The sequence below is a fragment of the Arthrobacter koreensis genome, assembly GCF_009193255.1.
Taxonomy (GTDB): Bacteria; Actinomycetota; Actinomycetes; order Actinomycetales; family Micrococcaceae; genus Arthrobacter_B; species Arthrobacter_B koreensis.
Genome location: NZ_WACG01000001.1, coordinates 1,220,558 through 1,239,569 on the forward strand (window position 1 = coordinate 1,220,558; position 19,012 = coordinate 1,239,569).

Here is a 19,012-nt window from a genome sequence, read left to right on the forward strand (position 1 = left end):
CTTGCCTAGAGCTCGGACGAGTGGAGCGAGGTTTCTGTACGAACTCTCTTGGAAGAATTGGGCGTAGACCTGTCAGCAGCGAATCAATGCTGCTGCATCTCCCCTCACCTCCGGGATCCCGTTCGAAGGACGTGTCGAAATGCGCCGTTGCACGTGAAACGGAACGAGCCCAAGTGAATCGGCTAGGAACTTAGGCGTGTCGTGTCGATCCCGCGAATTAGTCCCATAAACAGGAAATGAGTCGCAGTAAACGCGGGATCGGTGTGGACATCACTGAGCTGCTCGACATCGCGTGTGCTCCTTTGGGCACGCTCTAGCTGTCGTGTCAGCCCTCAGAGCTTCCCCTGAGCGGCTTCACACTCACAGGCGCCATGGACGTGCACACGCCTCCCTGTTTCACGTGAAACAGTAGGAGCTTCGTAGAGTCCGTTCCAGTTCGAAGCTAGACGTCAAGCATCAGAACGGAGACATGAAAGAGTTTGAAGGTGCCCCGCACGGAAAGCCGAACCCGGGATAGTCCTTCCCCAAGTGGTTTCGCCTGGGACTCAGAGTTCCTGTCTCTCACCATCCAGGAACACATAGCGATTTAGTTGCCATACATTAGATGGTGCGGGCATACCGGCTATACAAGGTCCTTTTGTTCAGGTTCGTTTCCAGATTCGAGGTCGACGTTCACGTTCGTTGTCCACCGGCGGGCAGTCCTCCACAGTCTGTGCTTCAAATGGTGCGCACTATAGCCTAGCTCGCTTAGCTCGCGTGACAGACGGTTTCACGTGAATCGCTGTCAGCGCGTACGGGCAAGGCTTTCAAGAAATCAGGCGTCCCCAAGGTACTTTTGTCTTCCATACCTTGTGGCACTGTCAACCCAACTTGCAAGGGGGGTGCATGAGGACACCTACAAGGTCTGACACGCCGTGATCCCTTATGCGCGGGTGCGAAAGGTTATGAAGCTACGACTTACATGTTTCACGTGAAACTTCCAGACCACTTAAGATACCTCCGCATCGCATGGCGCCCCGTAGTACTCGTACGGCCGGAACATTGGTAGAGCCTCAGCGGCAGGGCACTGAAGGATTGTCGAATGGGGGTTTTGTTCCTGGCCTTACGGCTGGCGTCGACGTTTCCTGGAAACCGGCGGTTCCGCACCGACAGAAAATGGGCCGCTGTTTCACGTGAAACAGCGGCCCATCCAGGTCTTGGTCATGCCACTCTATGAAGCAGCGCCCTCTACGGGGTTCAGCACTGACATAATGCGATTCAAGTCATCAACGCTCGCGAACTCGATGCTGACCTTACCCTTGCGCGCTCCGAGGGTAATCTTGACGTTCGTGTCCAGGCGGTCGGACAGTGAGTTTGCCAAGTAGTCCAGCCTCTCATGCCGGGCACCTACCTTCGGCTTGGCTTCCTTCGCCGGACGGCGGATCCCGTCAGACAGCGAGACGACTTCCTCCGTGGCCCGAACGGACATTCCTTCTGCTACGATCTTCTGCGCGAGTTTCTCCATCTCGGCAGGATCGTTGAGACCCAGAAGCGCCCGCGCATGACCAGCTGACAGTACACCCGCTGCGAGCCTGCGTTGCACCAGCGGAGGGAGCTTCATCAACCGAAGGGTGTTGGATATCTGCGGTCTGGACCGGCCGATACGCTCTGCGAGTTCCTCATGGGAGCATTCAAAATCGTCCAGAAGCTGCTGGTACGCGGCAGCCTCTTCGAGCGGATTCAGCTGGCTGCGGTGCAGGTTCTCCAGCAGGGCGTCACGGAGAAGATCCACGTCCTGGGTAGAGCGGATGATCGCAGGTACCGCGGTGAGGCCGGCCTCTCGGCTGGCACGCCACCTCCGTTCACCCATGACGAGTTCGTATGGATGGTCATCGTCGCCCTCAGCGGATGGACGGACGACGATCGGCTGGAGCACTCCAATTTCCCTAATGGAGTGGACCAGTTCAGACATGTCATCTTCATCAAAGACGCTGCGTGGCTGCTTCCGGTTGGGGTGGATCGAGTCGATCGGCAGCTCCGCGAACCGCGCACCAGGAACCTCCATCAACGTTTCACGTGAAACGGTGCCGCCTTCGCCTGCAGGAGGAGTGTCGCCCTCGTCTACAGCAGGACGAGTCTTGTCTTCCGCCGCAGCATCCTGTGCACCGGTGACTGCGGCGATGCGGCCGGCATCTGGGTCAGCGTCCTTGGGAGCCCTTCCTGCGGGCTTGGATGCCGCCTTCCGTGCCGCAACCTTCCCGGTGGGCTGATCGGCCTCCACAGTCGCAGTAGGCGGCGTTTCCAGGGAGCGGTCCGATACGGTTTTACGCCCTGTAGTCCCCGTACGGGTGGAGGAGGACCGCGTTGCGGGTTTTTTCTTTGCGGGCGTCTGCAACGCCTCTTTGTTGATTCCCGCTCCGCGCCGCGGTCCGCTGGTGCGCGCAGCTCCTGCCTCATCACTAACGGAGGTAAAGAACAGATCGACCGGCCGCCCGGCACGTGCAGACTGGCCTGATTCGGTTGCTTCAGCAGGCTCAGCAGCACTGGGGATCAACGCACCCAGACCCCGGCCCAAACCACGACGCTTTTCGGTCATGGGTAAGTCCTTCCCTTATGCGCACAGCAAGCGGCATGGATTGATTGTGAATGTATTCTACGGTTGAAGGCCGCCGGGGCCCGGCAACCCGGAGGGAGTGTCTAGACGGATCGCTGGGAGATCTCGGCAGCGGCTTCCAGATAGGACAATGCACCCGTGGATGAGGGGTCGTACGTCATGACCGTCTGCTGGTAGCTGGGAGCCTCAGAAATGCGCACCGAACGCGGAACAACGGCCGAGAGAACCTGCTGCGGGAAGTGCTCCCGTACTTCGGCTGCAACCTGTGCAGCGAGGTTGGTGCGGCCGTCGTACATCGTGAGCAGGATCGTGGAGACAACCAGGTCGGCGTTCAGGTGCTTCTGGATCATTTCGATGTTCTTCAGCAGCTGGCTGAGGCCCTCAAGGGCGTAGTACTCACACTGGATGGGAATAAGGACTTCCCTGGCTGCCACGAATGCATTCACCGTCAACAGGCCGAGGCTCGGCGGGCAGTCAATGAAAATGTAGTCAAGCCGTTCCTCGCCGGCGGCCTTGCGCTCGGCAGCGTACACGTCGATTGCCCGGCGGAGGCGCTGCTCGCGTGCCACGAGGGAGACCAGCTCGATCTCGGCGCCCGCCAGGTGGATAGTTGCCGGCGCGCAGATCAGATTCTTGATGTCCGGGCACTGGGCTACAACATTGGCCAGCGGCAGGTCATCGATGAGGACGTCATAGATGCTCTCGACGTCGGCTCGATGGTCAATTCCCAGGGCCGTTGAGGCATTTCCCTGCGGATCGATATCGATAACCATGACGTTGAGACCAGCCGTCGCCAGCGCCGCAGCAATGTTGACGGTTGTAGTCGTCTTGCCAACGCCGCCTTTCTGATTGCTCACCGTCATGATCCGGGTCTCTGCCGGACGTGGCAGCACGCGGCCCATCAGCTTCTCGCGGCGGCGGGTCTCGCTGGCCAGCTCGCGGGCTAGCGGCGTGCTCTCGTCCATCAGATCCATAACGTCTACCGGCTCGGACGGGAGGACCGCCTGGCCGGCTACACCACCTTCGCTGGTCTCGGATTCAGGCACATCGGATGCGCCGGCAGACTGTGTTGGAACAGCATGTCCTGTTTCACGTGAAACAGGCAAGTGACTCTCGGGCTTCTCAACCTCTTTAGGTTGTGACCTTGAGAAAGGCGAGGAGAAGGCAGAGCCGAGCGCAGCAAAGGGGGGAATTCGTTTTGCGGCAGAATCGCGCACACTCACCGGGACATGCTCACTTTCACAACATAAGGCATTACTGCCACTAGCCTATCGGCTGCCCCGGGAAATATCGGGATCGGTCCGGGTGTGTGCACAGCGCAAGAACGCTGCGCGGGACTAAACCACAATCCGCACGACTGTGGTGTGCTCCTCGAGGACGTCTGACCCGGCAGTCACTACCGTGGTTTCCTTCCCGCCCAGCTTGCGGATCTGCTTTGCCGCTTTTTCGATTTCCTCGGCAGCGCTTCGTCCCTTGATAGCCAGGACAACCCCGGAGCCTCCCAGGAGCGGAATGGTCAGGCCGCAGAGTCCGGACAGGGCGGAGACCGCACGGGCAGTCACAACATCCACGTCCACCTTGCCAACGGCCTGCTCAGCACGTCCGCGGATGACAGAGACGTTATCCAGTTTGAGGTCTTCAATCACTTCGTTGAGCCACGTAACCCGCCGTTCAAGCGGCTCAATGAGCGTCATCGAAAGGTCCGGCCGGGCAATCGCCAGGCAGAGACCGGGCAATCCGGCACCGGAGCCGACGTCCGCAACCTTGCTGCCCTGCGGAATAAGCTCAGCCACAACGGCACAGTTCAGCACGTGGCGGCTCCATAGCCGGGGAACCTCACGGGGTCCGAGGAGGCCCCGCTCCATCCCCGAAGTTGCCAGGTGCTCAACGTAACGCTCGGCCAGGGGCAGACGGTCACCAAAGACCTTAACCGCCGCCGTATGTTCGGCAGGCGTTATCTCAACCACGTGAAAACAATCCTTGTCCTAGATAAGTACTCGCGGATCCCGAACCGGCGAAGCTAAGCGTCGGAGAGGGACACCACGATATGTCGGCCTGCGCCTTCGCCCTCGGACTCGCTGACGAGTCCAAGCTCCGCTACGGCGTCGTGCACGATCTTGCGTTCATAGGCGCTCATCGGAGCCAGGGCAATATCCTTGCCCGACGTCTTGGCGCGTGAGACAGCGTCCTCGGCGATGCGGTGCAGTTCCTCGCTGCGCTCCCTGCGGTATCCGGAGATGTCCAGCACGAGGCGTGAGCGGCTGTCCGTGGCAGTCAGTACGGAGAGGCGGGTCAGCTCCTGCAGGGCCTCAAGGACCTCACCGTCGCGGCCCACGAGCGCCTGGAGACCGGAGTCGTCACCTTCCTCGGAAACCACCGAGATGTAGGTGCGGCCACTGCGGACCTCAATGTCGATATCACCATCGATATCGGCAATGTCCAGCAGTTCCTCGAGGTAGTCGGCGGCTACGTCGCCCTCTTCCTCCAGGCGGCTTGCAGCGCCGTTGCCGGCAGCCAGTTCTTCCACGGTCTCGTCGACGTGCTCAGTACTCATCTTTTCTTCCTGTTCTTGCGCTGGGGCTGCTGGCGCTGGCCCTTGGCGGGGACGGGTACTTCTTCGGCGGGCTCGGTCTTCTTTTCACCCAGCAGGGGGACCATGGGCAGGCCCTTGGCGGCACGGCGTTCGGCCAGGGCCTTGGCTGCGGGGGAACCGGGAGTAGGCATACGGCGGATGACGAAGAACTGCTGTGCCATGGTCCACAGGTTGGTGGTGGTCCAGTAGATCAGGACACCGATGGGGAAGTTGATACCACCAATGCCGAATACCAGCGGCAGTACGTACAGCATCATCTTCTGCTGGCGCATGAACGGGCTCTGCAGCGCTTCTTCAGACATGTTCTTGGACATGATCTGCTTCTGCGTAATGAACTGCGAGGCAGTCATGGCGATGATCATGATGATCGAGAGGACAACGACTGACGTGTGGCCCTCAGTGCCGAATCCGTGGAGCAGCGACGACGAGAGCGGAGCGCCCAGGATGGTCGCCTCATCGAACTGAACGACGGCGTCGTGGCTCAGCGCGCCGATCCCCTCGCCGCCGGAGCTGGCGTTGGAAACGCCGTTCAGCACCTGGAAAAGGGCAAAGAAGAACGGCATTTGGATCAGCATTGGCAGGCAGGCGGCGAACGGGTTGGTGCCGTGCTTCTTGTAGAGCGCCATCTGCTCCTGCGTCATTGCCTGGCGCGAGAGCTGGTCCGTCTTGCCCTTGTACTTCTGCTGCAGCTTGCGCAGGTCAGGCTGCAGCGACTGCATGCCCCGCTGGGCTTTGATCTGCTTGACGAAGACCGGGATCAGGGCGGCCCGGATGACGATAACCAGGCCAATGATGGAAAGGGTCCAGGTCCAACCGGAGGCGGCGTCCATCCCGAGGAAGACAAATCCCTCGTGGAAGATCCACATGATCCATGACACCACCCACTTGAATGGAAACATGATCGTGTCGAAGAAACCCATTTACACTCCTCAAGCCGCCGAGCGGCTGTCTTCGTCTGCCGGAATCACGGGATGATTCAGCACAATAATCTTGGGAACTGACTCCTGGGGCCAGGTCCGGCCACCGGCGGGCACATGGTCCACTCCGCCGTCGTTCCAGGGGTGGCACCGTACGAGCCTCCGGCCTGCCAGCCAGCTCCCCTTCACCGCGCCGTACACGGTGATGGCCTCCAGGGCGTAAGCCGAGCAGGAAGGGAAGAAACGGCACACCGGACCGTAGAGCGGGGAGACCACCTTGCGGTAGGCGATGAGGAAACCGATGAGAAGATTCCGCGGCAGGTGCCAGACAAAGAGCAGAACAGCACGGAAAAAGGCAGCACTGGCAGAGGCCTTCGCCGGATCACTTCCGGTGCGGCCCATGCTCTGCCCCTCCCTCATCTGTGTGGATCTTACCGGGAAAGCTTGTTCAAACATGCGCAGAGGGCACCTGCGTAGTCGGCGCTTAACTGCGCCCACGACGCCGACGCCGCCGGCGGCAGCGCTCTGACGACAATGTCCAACCCGGTGGGGTTTTCTGCCAGGCTCTGCGCTGCTGCTTCTCTCAGTCTTCTCTTAACGAGGTTGCGTGTCACGGCGTTCCCAACTGCCTTCGACACAATGAACCCGACGCGCGTAGGCGCGGCCGGGTTTGGCACTGCATATAAGACTACGTTCCGGCGCCCGCTTCGGGCACCGGAACGTACGGTATGGGAAAAATCCGCCGACGACCGTACCCGGTTCCTCGCGGCCAGCATTCAGGAGGCCAGGATGGTGGGACTGAGCTGCTGCTGCAGCATCGGCAAACCTAAGGCTGTTTTACGCCGACAGTTCGGTGCGGCCCTTGGAACGGCGTGCAGAAAGGATGGCACGGCCGGCACGGGTACGCATGCGAAGGCGGAAGCCGTGCTTCTTGGCACGACGGCGGTTATTCGGCTGAAAAGTCCGCTTGCTCACGGTGGTTACTCCAAGACAATATGCGCTGCGCCTGCTGCATCAAGGGGGAAGCACAAGCGGCGCTAAGTTTTCATGTGACTGACTACGCTCAACCCGGACCTGGACCCTGATTCCCAGAACCCTGATGGGCATGAATGAGTGCAGATAGCAGACACAAAGGACTACTCAACGTTAGGTGAGAGCCCCAATCCAGTCAAACCGGGGATCCACGGCCTGTGAGCCCGAAACTATCAACACCTGTGGACAAGTGCCGCGGACCACGCTCCGGCGTGTCATTGTGAGTGACATCCCAAGTCCCGCAGGGGCGCAGGAATCCAGCTACCGGCTGGGGAAAACTTGATCTAGGCTTGGCGCGGGGCATTTATCCACCGCTGTGTATAACTCTGTGGATGAGCTCCCCGGAATCCAGGCCTGGATCCCGGTTTCTTAGACCGCCCGGATCGGGCGTCACGAGAGGTTTTTGTGGGTACGGACGAAATCAACGATGTCGGCAGCTCCTGGCGCAAGGTCATCCGGACGCTGGAATCCGATGACAGGGTCTCGCCCCGGCAGCGCGGATTCGTGGTCCTGGCCCAGGCCCAGGGCCTGATCGGCACTACCCTGCTGGTCGCCGTACCTAATGAACTGACCCGCGAAGTCCTCCAGACACAGCTGAAGAACATCCTCGACGAAGTCCTCAAGACCGTCTTTCAGGCGGACATCCAGTGCGCATTCGTGATCGACGCCGATCTGACGCCGGTAGTACAGGCGGAACCGGAGCCCGAGCCGGAAGAAGCTTCCCCCTCGCCCGTCCCGACCGGCGAGAGTGCGCCGTCGCCCACTCCGCCGAGCACGTCCCAGGAATTCGGCCGGCTGAACCCCAAGTACGTTTTTGAGACTTTCGTCATCGGTTCGTCCAACCGTTTTGCCCACGCAGCCGCAGTTGCGGTGGCCGAGGCGCCGGCGAAGGCCTACAACCCGCTCTTTATCTACGGTGACTCCGGACTGGGCAAGACCCACCTCCTCCACGCGATTGGGCACTACGCCCGCCACCTCTACACGGGCATCCGTGTGCGCTACGTGAACTCCGAGGAATTCACCAACGACTTCATCAACTCCATCCGCTATGACGAGGGCGCGAGTTTCAAGCAGCTCTACCGCAACGTGGACATCCTTCTTATTGACGACATCCAGTTCCTCGCCAACAAGGACGCAACGCAGGAAGAGTTCTTCCACACCTTCAATGCGCTGCACAACCACAACAAGCAGGTGGTAATCACCTCTGACTTGCCGCCCAAGCAGCTCTCCGGGTTCGAAGAACGCATGCGGTCGCGTTTCGAATGGGGCCTGCTCACGGATGTCCAGCCTCCGGAGCTGGAAACCCGCATTGCGATCCTGCGCAAGAAAGCGATCGGGGATTCGCTCAGCGCCCCGGACGATGTCCTCGAATACATCGCCTCGAAAATCTCGACCAACATCCGCGAACTCGAAGGGGCACTGATTCGCGTCACCGCGTTCGCCAGCCTTAACCGGCAGCAGGTTGACGTGGGCCTGGCGGAGATTGTCCTCAAGGACCTCATTACCGACGACGGCGCCCAGGAAATCACTGCGGCCTCCATCCTTGGACAGACAGCGGCGTACTTCCAGATCAGCCTGGAAGAACTGTGCAGCAAGTCGCGCACCCGGACCCTGGTGACCGCGCGGCAGATCGCCATGTATCTCTGCCGCGAACTGACTGACATGTCGCTTCCGAAAATCGGTCAGGAACTCGGTGGACGGGACCACACCACCGTTATCCACGCTGACCGGAAGATCCGTGAACTCATGGCTGAGCGCCGGGCCATCTACAACCAGGTCACGGAGCTGACTAACCGCATCAAGCAGCAACAGCGCGAAGCCTAGAAATCCGCGCCAACGCAGGGATGTAAGGGCCCCGAAGGGGCTCGAGATTAACAGATGTGGACAAGGGTGTGGATAACTCGGTGGACAACCCCGAACTTCCAGTGCTTCCCTGTGGATACGCGGAACGACAAAAAAGTTCCCAACACCTGGCCTCAGCGCGTAGGCTGGCCATCCACAAGTTATCAACAGGCTTAAAACGCAGATTCGGGCCGATGGGGCTGGTTGTCCACAGTATCCACAGGAGTTATTAACACTACGAATCTTAAGAAATTGGGTTCCACCAAATAACATCTGACCTTCCACGCCAAACATCCGATCTTCTCGATCGGGGATCTTCAAGGAACCGGAGCGTGGGTCCGGTGCTGTTGGGCAAACGCACAAAGCCCTCTCCCTGCCGGTAAGCCGTGCAGGGAAAACCATGCTGGCGGTAAGCTGGCACAGAGTATTGTTGTGATTCCCAGGCGGACAGCCCGGGCGGCACTGCCGCACGATTTGCTCCCTCACGTGTTCATGAAAGTTCAGTAGTACTGATAAGTACGTTGTGAAAGGCGGCACCCTGCAGTGAAGTTCAGAGTTGAGCGGGATGTCCTGGCCGAGGCGGTTACGTGGACAGCGCGGTCCCTCTCCCCCCGCCCGCCGGTTCCTGTGCTTTCCGGCCTGCTGATCAAGGCCGAATCCGGTTCTCTTAGCATTGCCAGCTTCGACTACGAGATTTCGGCGAGGCTTCAGATCCCGGCGGACATCTCTGAAGAAGGCACCATCCTTGTCTCGGGCCGGCTCCTGGCAGAAATCTGCCGCAGCCTTCCCTCCGCACCAGTGGATGTGGAAACCGATGGTTCGAAGGTCACGCTTACCTGCCGCAACAGCCGCTTCAACCTGGCAACCATGCCGGTCTCGGAATACCCCGAACTGCCGGCACTTCCGGACGTCAGCGGCGTCGTCGACGGTAATGCCTTCGCGCAGGCCGTTTCACAGGTGATTATCGCCGCGAGCCGCGACGACACCCTGCCGATCCTCACCGGCGTACGGATGGAAATCGAAGATGATCTCATTACCTTCCTTGCCACCGACCGCTACCGGCTCGCCCTGCGTGAACTCCCGTGGAAGCCGGCAACCCCGGGTATCTCGACTTCCGCACTGGTGAAGGCCAAAACCCTGAACGAAGTCGCAAAGACACTCGGCAGCGGCGGAGACCTGAACATTGCACTGTCCGGAGACAGCGAACTAATCGGTTTCGAAAGCGGTGGACGCCGCACCACGTCGCTGCTGGTGGACGGGGACTACCCCAAGATCCGCTCGCTGTTCCCGGAGAACACCCCGATCCACGCCACCGTGGAAACACATGCGCTGGTGGAAGCCGTGCGCCGCGTTTCGCTTGTTGCTGAGCGGAACACTCCCGTGCGCCTCGCCTTCACGGACGGACAGGTGACGCTCGACGCCGGTACCGGTGAAGATGCCCAGGCCTCCGAGGCGCTCGAGGCATCGCTCGTCGGCGACGACATCACCGTTGCCTTCAACCCGCACTACCTCAGCGAAGGCCTGGGTGCCTTCCCGAGCAAGTACGTGCGTTTTTCCTTCACCACCCCGCCGAAGCCGGCCGTGATCTCCGCGCAGGAAGAGCTCACCGGCGACGACCAGGAAGACTACCGGTACCTGCTGATGCCGGTCCGGCTGCCTAACCAGTAGGGCTTTCACCCGCATCTCGAGAGCCTTTCCAGTCCACGTCAGTGGACCTGAGCAGGGAGGAACCGACATGCATGTGGGTTTGATTGGACTCGGAAAGATGGGCCTTCCCATGAGGGAGAGGCTGCGTTCCAAAGGCATCCAGGTATCCGGATTCGACCGGAACCCAGTGTCCTCGGACGCAGGCTCGCTCAGGGACCTGGCGGCGCGGCTGACAGTTCCGCGAATCGTCTGGGTGATGGTTCCCAGCGGCAGCGCCACCTCTGCGGTCATCACAGACCTGGCCGAAGTGCTCAGCGAGGGAGACCTCGTCATTGAAGGCGGAAATTCCCGCTACACCGATGACCGGAAACACGCCGAGCAGCTGGCATCGCGGGGCATCCGGTACCTGGACTGCGGGGTCTCCGGCGGAGTCTGGGGACGGGAGACCGGATACGGACTGATGGTTGGCGGGGAAGAAGCCGACGTCATCGAAGCCATGCCGGTCTTCGACGCGCTGCGCCCTGACGGGGCACGCGAGGACGGGTTCGTGCACGCCGGCGCTGTAGGCGCGGGCCACTACGCCAAGATGGTGCACAACGGAATCGAGTACGGGCTCATGCAGGCCTATGCCGAGGGCTATGAACTCCTCGAATCACAGGACATCATCGAGGACACCGGAGGCATCCTCCGTGCCTGGCAGAGCGGAACAGTCATCCGTTCCTGGCTGCTGGAACTGGCGGTAAGGGCAGTGGAGGAAGACCCGGGGCTCAGCCGGATCGAAGGCTTCGTGGAAGATTCCGGGGAGGGCCGCTGGACCGTCGAGGAAGCACTGGCCGCGGAGGTTCCGGCGCCGGTGATCTCCGCAGCGGTGTTTGCCCGTTTCGTCTCGCGCCAGGAGGAGTCACCGGCGATGAAACTGGTCGCGGCCCTGCGCGGACAGTTCGGTGGGCACGCCGTAAGGCAGGTGTCCGGTCCGGAGCCCGCCGGGAAGGCCGCCCAGACAGAGGCAGAACAGGCCATAGGGGAAACAGGGGCCCCGGAGTAAGCGGTTGTAGGCTGGATGGGGATGGCCGGGAGCGGCTGAATGACAGACGCAGGGATTGGAAGGCAGGCACAGGTGGAGCAGCGTGTACGTTGATTACCTTTCCCTGACCGGTTTTCGCAGCTATAAGCAGCTTGACCTCAGCCTGAACCCCGGCGTCAGTGTCTTCGTGGGCCCCAACGGCACGGGAAAGACCAACATCGTCGAATCGATCGGCTATCTCGCGTCGCTTTCCTCCCACCGGGTGAGTTCCGATGCGCCGCTGGTGGCGTTCGACGCCGAACAGGCACTCGTTAGGGCACGCGTCCTCCGCGGTTCCCAGGCCACGGCGCTGGAAGTCGAAATCAACCCGGGCCGCGCCAACCGGGCCCGCATCAACCGGGCCAATCCGGTCCGTGCCCGGGACATCCTGGGCATCTGCCGGACCGTTCTCTTCGCCCCGGAAGACCTTGCCCTGGTCAAGGGCGACCCCTCGGCCCGCCGCCGCTTCCTCGATGACCTGATCGTTTCCCTGGTACCGCGGCATGCTGCAACCCGGGCAGATTATGAGCGCGTCCTGAAACAGCGCAATGCACTGCTGAAATCCGCGCGGATCAGCGGCCGGTTCACTTCCGCCCATGAAGCCACGCTTGAGGTGTGGGACCACCACATGGCCGAGGCTGGTGCGCAGCTGGTTTCCGCCCGCCTCCACGCGCTTGACCTGCTCAGCCCGCATCTCCAGGGCGCTTACCAGGACCTCACCGACGGTTCGAAGGAGGCCCGCGGGACGTACCGCTCCACGCTTCTCGGCGAAGTGGACGACGACGGCGCCTCACCGTCCGGTGCCGATCCGGCAGAACTGCTGGCGCTTAGCCAGGAAGAGCTGCGCGAACGGTTCCTGCAGGCTTTCGCCGCAAACCGCAAACGCGAGATCGACCGCGGAGTGTCGCTCGTGGGGCCGCACCGCGACGACGTCGAGCTTGTTCTGGGGCAGGCACCGGCCAAGGGCTATGCCTCGCACGGCGAGACCTGGTCCCTGGCCCTGGCCATGCGCCTTGGCTCCTACTACCTGCTGCGCGACGACGATCCAACGCCGGGCTCCGGTCCCATCCTGATCCTGGATGACGTCTTCGCTGAGCTCGACGCCGGACGCCGGGGCCGGCTCGCGTCGATCGTGGCGGGAGCCGAGCAGGTGCTCGTGACGGCTGCCGTTGCCGAGGACATCCCCGAATCCCTGGCAGGAGACCAGATCCCCGTCATCCCCGGAGGAATCCGTGCAGCCGCAGGATGAACCGGCAGGCCGGGACGGTTCGGAACCCCTTGAAAACGATCTGCCGGATGCCGCCCAGGAACAGCTGAACCGGATGCGGCAGGCAGCGCAGGCGCGCGGGAACCAGCGGGTTCCGGCCGTCAGGCGGAAGACTGCGCGCAAATCCGCGCCGTTCATTCCGGGGGAGTACACCGGCCGCGACCCCCAGGGCCTGGGGAAGGTCTTCAGCCGCTTCGTCAACGAACGGGGCTGGAATTCGCCGGTGGCGGTAGGGTCCGTCATCTCGCGCTGGGAAGAGCTTGTTGGCCCGGATGTCAGCGCCCACTGCAAACCGGAGTCCTTCTCCGACACCACTGTCCAGGTCCGGTGCGACTCCACCGCCTGGGCGACCCAGCTGCGGCTGCTCCGCTCGGCGCTCATTGAACGCTTCGACGCCGAACTTGGCAGCGGCGTTGTCACCCGCATTGAAGTCATTGGTCCGGCAGCGCCGAACTGGCGCAAGGGCCTGCGCAGCGTCAAGGGCCGCGGTCCCCGGGACACCTACGGTTAGCAGGCGGCGGAATGGGCATGAAAAAAGTTGTTGAAAAAGCGGTCTTTTTGTGCTCGCGTTCACACGCGCTCCGTGCGGGTTTGCGGGCTGCAAACCCTGCAGGACGTATCCGGAGCCGTGGAAGTGCTTGAAAACCGCTCATAAGCCGCTTTAGTGGCCGCTGGAGGGGTGTTTTGGCCAGCAAAGGTCCCCTTAGCACGGTAGAATTGGTAATAGAGGCGCCCTGTCCGCTGCAGGACGGGGTGCCAAATTCTGACCGACACAAGAGGAGTCGACAGCACCTGTGGCTAACGACAATGAGCTTGGCAACGAGCTAGACAACACGGAGCCCGTCCCCCAGGAAGACAGCGAGGCCCTGGCACCGCACGAATACGGTGCCAACGAGATCACTGTCCTCGAAGGCCTGGAAGCTGTGCGCAAGCGCCCGGGTATGTACATCGGTTCCACCGGTCCCCGCGGTCTGCATCACCTGGTGTATGAAGTGGTGGACAACTCGGTTGATGAAGCACTCGCCGGATATTGCGACCGCATCGACGTGACACTGCAGGCCGACGGAGGCGTCCGCGTATCCGACAACGGCCGCGGCATCCCCGTGGACATGCACCCGACCGAGAACATGCCGACGGTCCAGGTTGTCATGACCATCCTGCACGCCGGCGGAAAGTTCGGCGGCGGCGGATACGCCGTCTCCGGCGGCCTGCACGGCGTCGGCATCTCCGTAGTCAACGCCCTTTCTGCCCGCGTCGAAACCCAGGTCAAGCGCCAGGGCTTCGTCTGGCACCAGTCCTTCGAAAACGGCGGACACCCGGTGGGCAGCCTCCGTAAGGGTGAGGAAACGGAAGAAACGGGCACCACCCAGACGTTCTACCCGGACCCGGAAATCTTCGAGACCACGGAGTTCGATTTCGAGACCCTCCGTGCGCGCTTCCAGCAGATGGCATTCCTGAACAAGGGCCTGCGCATCGTCCTGACCGACGAACGCGCACCGGATGAGACGGCAGAGGAAATCGCCGACGACGCCACCGAGGCCGAGGACGTTCCCAAGCACCGCATGGTCGACTACATGTACGCCAACGGCCTGCTGGACTACGTCCACCACTTGAACAGCTCCAAAAAGGTGGAGGTCATCCACGACGACATCATTGCCTTCGAAACCGAAGACAATGACAAGAAGATGGCCGTGGAAATGGCCCTGCAGTGGACCACCGCCTACTCCGAGAGCGTCCACACCTACGCGAACACGATCAACACGCACGAAGGCGGTACGCACGAAGAAGGCTTCCGTGCGGCCATGACCTCGCTGATCAACCGGTACGCCCGCGAGAAGAACATCATCAAGGAGAAGGATGACAACCTCACGGGCGATGACATCCGTGAAGGCCTCACCGCCGTCATCTCCGTGAAGATCGCCGAACCGCAGTTCGAGGGGCAGACCAAGACCAAACTCGGCAACTCCGAGGTCAAGGGCTTCGTCCAGCGCGTGGTGACGGACCAGCTCGGTGACTGGCTGGAACGCAATCCCGGCCCGGCCCGCGACGTCATCCGCAAGTCCATCCAGGCTTCCCAGGCGCGGCTCGCTGCCCGCAAGGCCCGCGAATCCACGCGCCGCAAGGGACTGCTGGAGTCCGGCGGAATGCCCGGCAAGCTGAAGGACTGCTCCTCCAAGGACCCCTCGCGGTCCGAGATCTACATCGTGGAGGGTGACTCCGCCGGCGGCTCGGCCGTCCGCGGCCGGAACCCGGAAACACAGGCCATCCTGCCGCTGCGCGGCAAGATCCTGAACGTGGAGCGTGCCCGCCTGGACCGTGCCCTGTCCAACGCGGAAGTCCAGTCCATGATCACGGCCTTCGGCGCCGGGATCGGCGAGGACTTCGACGTGGAGAAGGCCCGGTACCACAAGATCGTGCTGATGGCCGATGCCGACGTCGACGGCCAGCACATCACCACCCTCCTGCTGACGCTGCTCTTCCGCTACATGCGCCCGCTGATCGAGCAGGGCTACGTCTACCTGGCACAGCCACCGCTGTACCGCATCAAGTGGTCCAACCACCCGCACGACTATGTCTACAGCGACCGGGAGCGCGACGAAGTCGTTGCCCGCGGCCTGGCGAACAACCAGCGCCTGCCCAAGGACAACGGCATCCAGCGCTACAAGGGACTGGGCGAAATGGATTACACCGAACTCTGGGACACCACCATGGACCCCGACCACCGCACGCTGCTGCAGGTCACCATGGACGACGCCGCGTCCGCGGACCAGATCTTCTCGGTGCTCATGGGTGAGGACGTCGAGTCCCGCCGCAACTTCATCCAGCAGAACGCCAAGGATGTCCGGTTCCTGGACATCTAGTGCCGCAGCTACCCGGACTTTTCAAGAACTTAGAACGGAACACAACCAATGAGTGATGAGACCCCGGAGGTCCCGGGCGGCGAACTCGAACCCGTCAGCGGGAACGTGATCTCCGACCGCGTGGAGCAGATCGACCTGCAGACTGAAATGCAGCGCTCCTACCTGGACTACGCGATGGCGGTTATCGTCGGGCGAGCCCTGCCGGACGTGCGGGACGGCCTGAAGCCGGTGCACCGCCGCGTCATCTACGCGATGTACGACGGCGGCTACCGGCCCGACCGCTCCTTCAACAAGTGCGCCCGCGTGGTCGGCGAGGTCATGGGCCAGTACCACCCGCACGGCGACTCGGCGATTTACGATGCGCTGGTCCGCCTGATCCAGGACTGGGTCATGCGTGCACCGCTGGCCCTTGGCCAGGGCAACTTCGGTTCCCCGGGCAACGACGGCGCTGCCGCACCGCGTTACACCGAAACCAAGATGGCTCCGCTGGCCATGGAAATGGTCCGTGACATCGACGAGGAAACCGTCGATTTCATGGACAACTATGACGGCCGCAACCAGGAACCCACCATCCTGCCGGCCCGCTTCCCGAACCTGCTCGTTAACGGTTCCTCGGGCATCGCCGTCGGCATGGCGACCAACATCCCGCCGCACAACCTGCGTGAGGTGGCTGACGGTGTGCAGTGGTACCTGCAGCACCCGGAGGCTTCCAACGAGGAGCTGCTCGAAGAACTGATCAAGCGCGTCAAGGGACCCGACTTCCCCACCGGCGCCACCATCCTGGGCCACAAGGGCATCGAAGACGCCTACCGCACCGGCCGCGGCTCCATCACCATGCGGGCCGTGGTGAATGTGGAGGAAATCCAGGGACGCACCTGCCTGGTCGTCACCGAGCTGCCCTACATGGCAAACCCGGACAACCTGGCCATCAAGATTGCCGAACTGGTCAAGGACGGCAAGATCACCGGCATCGCGGACATGCGCGATGAAACCTCCGGCCGCACCGGCCAGCGCCTGGTGATCGTGCTCAAGCGCGACGCCGTCGCGAAGGTTGTGCTGAACAACCTGTACAAGCACACGCAGCTGCAGGACAACTTCGGCGCCAACATGCTGGCGATCGTAGACGGCGTGCCCCGTACGCTGAGCCTGGACGCGTTCATCCGCCACTGGGTGACCCACCAGCTCGAGGTCATTGTCCGGCGTACGCGTTACCGCCTGCGCAAGGCTGAGGAAGTCGCGCACATCCTCCGCGGCCTGCTCAAGGCACTGGATGCGCTGGATGAGGTCATTGCCCTGATCCGCCGCTCCAGCACCGTGGACGAAGCGCGCACCGGCCTGATGCAGCTGCTGGACATCGACGAACTGCAGTCCCAGGCCATCCTGGACATGCAGCTGCGTCGCCTGGCAGCCCTGGAACGGCAGAAGATCCAGGACCAGCACGCCAAGCTGGAAATCGAAATCGCCGAATACAACGCCATCCTCGCTTCCGAGGAACGCCAGCGAGGCATCGTCAGCGAAGAGCTGGCCGAAATCGTGGAGAAGCACGGCGACGAGCGCCGCACCAAGGTCCTGATGGGCTACGACGGCGACATGAGCATGGAAGACCTGATTCCCGAAGAGGAAATGGTCGTCACCATCACCCGCGGCGGATACGTCAAGCGCACCCGCAGCGACAACTACCGGGCACAGCACCGCGGCGGTAAGGGTATCCGCGGCGCACAGCTGCGCGGCGACGACGTCGTGGAGCACTTCTTCGTCACCACCACGCACCACTGGCTGCTCTTCTTCACCAACCTGGGCCGGGTCTACCGCGCCAAGGCCTATGAGCTGGCAGAAGGCGGGCGCGACGCGAAGGGCCAGCATGTGGCGAACCTGCTGGCCTTCCAGCCCGGAGAGCACATTGCCCAGGTCCTTGACCTGCCCGACTACGAGGCCGCCCCGTACCTGGTGCTTGCCACGAAGCGCGGCCTGGTGAAGAAGACCCAGCTCTCCGACTACGACACCAATCGTTCAGCAGGTGTCATCGCGATCAACCTGCGTGAGGGCGACGAAGTGGTTTCGGCCCAGCTGGTCTCCGAAACCGATGACCTGATGCTCGTATCCCGGATGGGCCAGTCCCTGCGATTCACAGCCACCGACGAGGCCCTGCGCCCGATGGGACGCGCCACCTCGGGCGTCACCGGCATGAAGTTCCGTGAGGATGATGAACTGCTTGCAGCCGACGTTGTCACCGAAGATTCCTTTGTCTTCATCGTGACCGAGGGCGGCTACGCCAAGCGCACCAGCGTGGATGAGTACCGGGTCCAGGGCCGAGGCGGACTTGGCATCAAGGTTGGCAAGTACAACGAGGACCGCGGCCATCTGGTAGGCGCCATGGTTGTCCAGGAAGAGGACGAAGTCCTGGTGGTCATGCAGGGCGGCAAGGTAGTCCGCTCCGCGGTCTCAGGGGTTCCTGCCAAGGGCCGCGACACCATGGGCGTCATTTTCGCCAAGCCGGATAAAAACGATCGCATCATTGCGGTGGCCCGTAACTCCGAGCGTGACCTCGCCGTGGAAGCGGACGAGGACGAGGCAGCCGCCGACGGTGAGTCTGTGGAGGTACCTGCGGATGAAGTACCGTTGTCTACAGACAAAACGGCTGGGCCCGACGCGCAGTCTGCTGAAGATGGAGGTACCGAGTGAGCTCGACCAACTCTAACGCCAGGTCCGGCGGCGGTCCGAGGGTGAAGACCCCGGCCCGGCCCGCGCAGCGGCCTGGGACGGGTCAGAGCGCGCCAGGCGGCAACCGGCAGCCGCTGGTCAAGCCGGCACCCAAGGCAAAGGCCCGCAAGGCCCGCCTGCTGGTAAGCAAGATCGACCCGTGGTCGGTCCTGAAGATGTCCTTCCTGCTCTCTGTCGCCCTCGGAGTGGTCACGGTAGTGGCCGCGATCGTCCTGTGGACGGTCCTGGACCTCACCGGCATTTTCGACCAGGTGAACCGCCTCCTGGGTGAGATCGCAGGCTCCGAATCCGGCGGGTTCGACCTGCGCGAGTTTGCGTCACTGGGACAGGTGGTCTCCTTCGCGACGATCATCGCCGTCGTCAATGTCCTGCTCCTGACGGCACTGTCGATGCTTTCGGCCGTGCTGTACAACATCGCCTCCACTCTGGTGGGCGGCATCGGCGTCACCCTTACCGACGACTAATTCCGCTTATCT

At 62.1% G+C, this 19,012-nt stretch carries 16 protein-coding genes; 8 read left to right on the top strand and 8 right to left on the bottom strand.

From position 1 onward, the window contains the following. Nucleotides 1-1,210: 1,210 nt before the first annotated feature. From GD628_RS05795 to rpmH, 8 genes are all read right to left on the bottom strand, one after another. On the bottom strand, nucleotides 1,211-2,575 hold the full coding sequence (locus tag GD628_RS05795) for a ParB/RepB/Spo0J family partition protein (RefSeq protein WP_091600884.1): 1,365 nt from the start codon (nucleotides 2,573-2,575) through the stop codon (nucleotides 1,211-1,213). Nucleotides 2,576-2,676: 101 nt separating this feature from the next. Continuing rightward, nucleotides 2,677-3,816 (bottom strand): ParA family protein, encoded by a 1,140-nt coding sequence (locus GD628_RS05800; RefSeq protein WP_226802355.1) that lies wholly within the window; start codon nucleotides 3,814-3,816, stop codon nucleotides 2,677-2,679. A gap of 114 nt (nucleotides 3,817-3,930) precedes the next feature. Continuing rightward, entirely contained in the window at nucleotides 3,931-4,560 is a 630-nt protein-coding gene (gene rsmG, locus GD628_RS05805; protein ID WP_091600883.1) for a 16S rRNA (guanine(527)-N(7))-methyltransferase RsmG, read from the bottom strand. Nucleotides 4,561-4,613: 53 nt separating this feature from the next. Then, nucleotides 4,614-5,147, bottom strand: coding sequence for a Jag family protein (locus GD628_RS05810; protein WP_091600882.1), 534 nt, complete (start codon nucleotides 5,145-5,147; stop codon nucleotides 4,614-4,616). Continuing rightward, nucleotides 5,144-6,106, bottom strand: coding sequence for a membrane protein insertase YidC (yidC, locus tag GD628_RS05815; RefSeq protein ID WP_091600881.1), 963 nt, complete (start codon nucleotides 6,104-6,106; stop codon nucleotides 5,144-5,146). The genes GD628_RS05810 and yidC overlap by 4 nt, the downstream gene beginning before the upstream one ends. A gap of 9 nt (nucleotides 6,107-6,115) precedes the next feature. Continuing rightward, entirely contained in the window at nucleotides 6,116-6,505 is a 390-nt protein-coding gene (gene yidD, locus GD628_RS05820; RefSeq protein WP_176697493.1) for a membrane protein insertion efficiency factor YidD, read from the bottom strand. 29 nt (nucleotides 6,506-6,534) lie between these two features. Continuing rightward, the gene (gene rnpA / locus GD628_RS05825; protein ID WP_152274086.1) at nucleotides 6,535-6,879 is read right to left on the bottom strand and encodes a ribonuclease P protein component; all 345 of its coding nucleotides are present in this window, start codon (nucleotides 6,877-6,879) and stop codon (nucleotides 6,535-6,537) included. A gap of 61 nt (nucleotides 6,880-6,940) precedes the next feature. Beyond that, a complete protein-coding gene (gene rpmH, locus GD628_RS05830; protein WP_055854070.1) occupies nucleotides 6,941-7,078 on the bottom strand; it encodes a 50S ribosomal protein L34 in 138 nt (45 codons plus the stop codon). Nucleotides 7,079-7,540: 462 nt separating this feature from the next. On the opposite strand from rpmH, the gene dnaA reads away from it, so the two are divergent. The 8 genes from dnaA (at nucleotide 7,541) to GD628_RS05870 (ending at nucleotide 19,000) form a co-directional block, all read left to right on the top strand. After that, the gene (dnaA, locus tag GD628_RS05835; protein ID WP_091600878.1) at nucleotides 7,541-8,959 is read left to right on the top strand and encodes a chromosomal replication initiator protein DnaA; all 1,419 of its coding nucleotides are present in this window, start codon (nucleotides 7,541-7,543) and stop codon (nucleotides 8,957-8,959) included. A gap of 561 nt (nucleotides 8,960-9,520) precedes the next feature. After that, nucleotides 9,521-10,645 carry a DNA polymerase III subunit beta gene (gene dnaN / locus GD628_RS05840; protein ID WP_152274087.1) on the top strand — a complete coding sequence of 375 codons (1,125 nt, stop codon included), beginning with the start codon at nucleotides 9,521-9,523 and terminating at the stop codon, nucleotides 10,643-10,645. 67 nt (nucleotides 10,646-10,712) lie between these two features. Continuing rightward, a complete protein-coding gene (gene gnd / locus GD628_RS05845) occupies nucleotides 10,713-11,669 on the top strand; it encodes a phosphogluconate dehydrogenase (NAD(+)-dependent, decarboxylating) (protein ID WP_152274088.1) in 957 nt (318 codons plus the stop codon). Nucleotides 11,670-11,751: 82 nt separating this feature from the next. Next, nucleotides 11,752-12,936: a DNA replication/repair protein RecF gene (gene recF / locus GD628_RS05850; RefSeq protein ID WP_091600875.1), complete on the top strand. Its 1,185-nt coding sequence runs from the start codon at nucleotides 11,752-11,754 to the stop codon at nucleotides 12,934-12,936. Continuing rightward, entirely contained in the window at nucleotides 12,920-13,465 is a 546-nt protein-coding gene (locus GD628_RS05855) for a DciA family protein (RefSeq protein ID WP_377955033.1), read from the top strand. The genes recF and GD628_RS05855 overlap by 17 nt, the downstream gene beginning before the upstream one ends. Nucleotides 13,466-13,748: 283 nt before the next feature. Continuing rightward, complete coding sequence (gyrB, locus tag GD628_RS05860) at nucleotides 13,749-15,815, top strand: DNA topoisomerase (ATP-hydrolyzing) subunit B (RefSeq protein WP_152274089.1); 2,067 nt, start codon at nucleotides 13,749-13,751, stop codon at nucleotides 15,813-15,815. Between the two features lie 48 nt (nucleotides 15,816-15,863). Continuing rightward, nucleotides 15,864-18,497 (top strand): DNA gyrase subunit A, encoded by a 2,634-nt coding sequence (gene gyrA, locus GD628_RS05865; protein ID WP_152274090.1) that lies wholly within the window; start codon nucleotides 15,864-15,866, stop codon nucleotides 18,495-18,497. Then, nucleotides 18,494-19,000: a DUF3566 domain-containing protein gene (locus GD628_RS05870; protein WP_091600872.1), complete on the top strand. Its 507-nt coding sequence runs from the start codon at nucleotides 18,494-18,496 to the stop codon at nucleotides 18,998-19,000. Before gyrA ends, GD628_RS05870 begins: the two co-directional genes overlap by 4 nt. Nucleotides 19,001-19,012 lie beyond the last annotated feature (12 nt).

Coding starts and splice junctions, on each gene's coding strand:
- gyrA (WP_152274090.1), top strand. CDS start 15,864: ATGAGTGATGAGACCCCGGAGGTCCCGGGCGGCGAACTCGAACCCGTC.
- GD628_RS05795 (WP_091600884.1), bottom strand. CDS start 2,575: ATGACCGAAAAGCGTCGTGGTTTGGGCCGGGGTCTGGGTGCGTTGATC.
- gnd (WP_152274088.1), top strand. CDS start 10,713: ATGCATGTGGGTTTGATTGGACTCGGAAAGATGGGCCTTCCCATGAGG.
- GD628_RS05810 (WP_091600882.1), bottom strand. CDS start 5,147: ATGAGTACTGAGCACGTCGACGAGACCGTGGAAGAACTGGCTGCCGGC.
- yidC (WP_091600881.1), bottom strand. CDS start 6,106: ATGGGTTTCTTCGACACGATCATGTTTCCATTCAAGTGGGTGGTGTCA.
- rnpA (WP_152274086.1), bottom strand. CDS start 6,879: ATGCTGGCCGCGAGGAACCGGGTACGGTCGTCGGCGGATTTTTCCCAT.
- yidD (WP_176697493.1), bottom strand. CDS start 6,505: ATGGGCCGCACCGGAAGTGATCCGGCGAAGGCCTCTGCCAGTGCTGCC.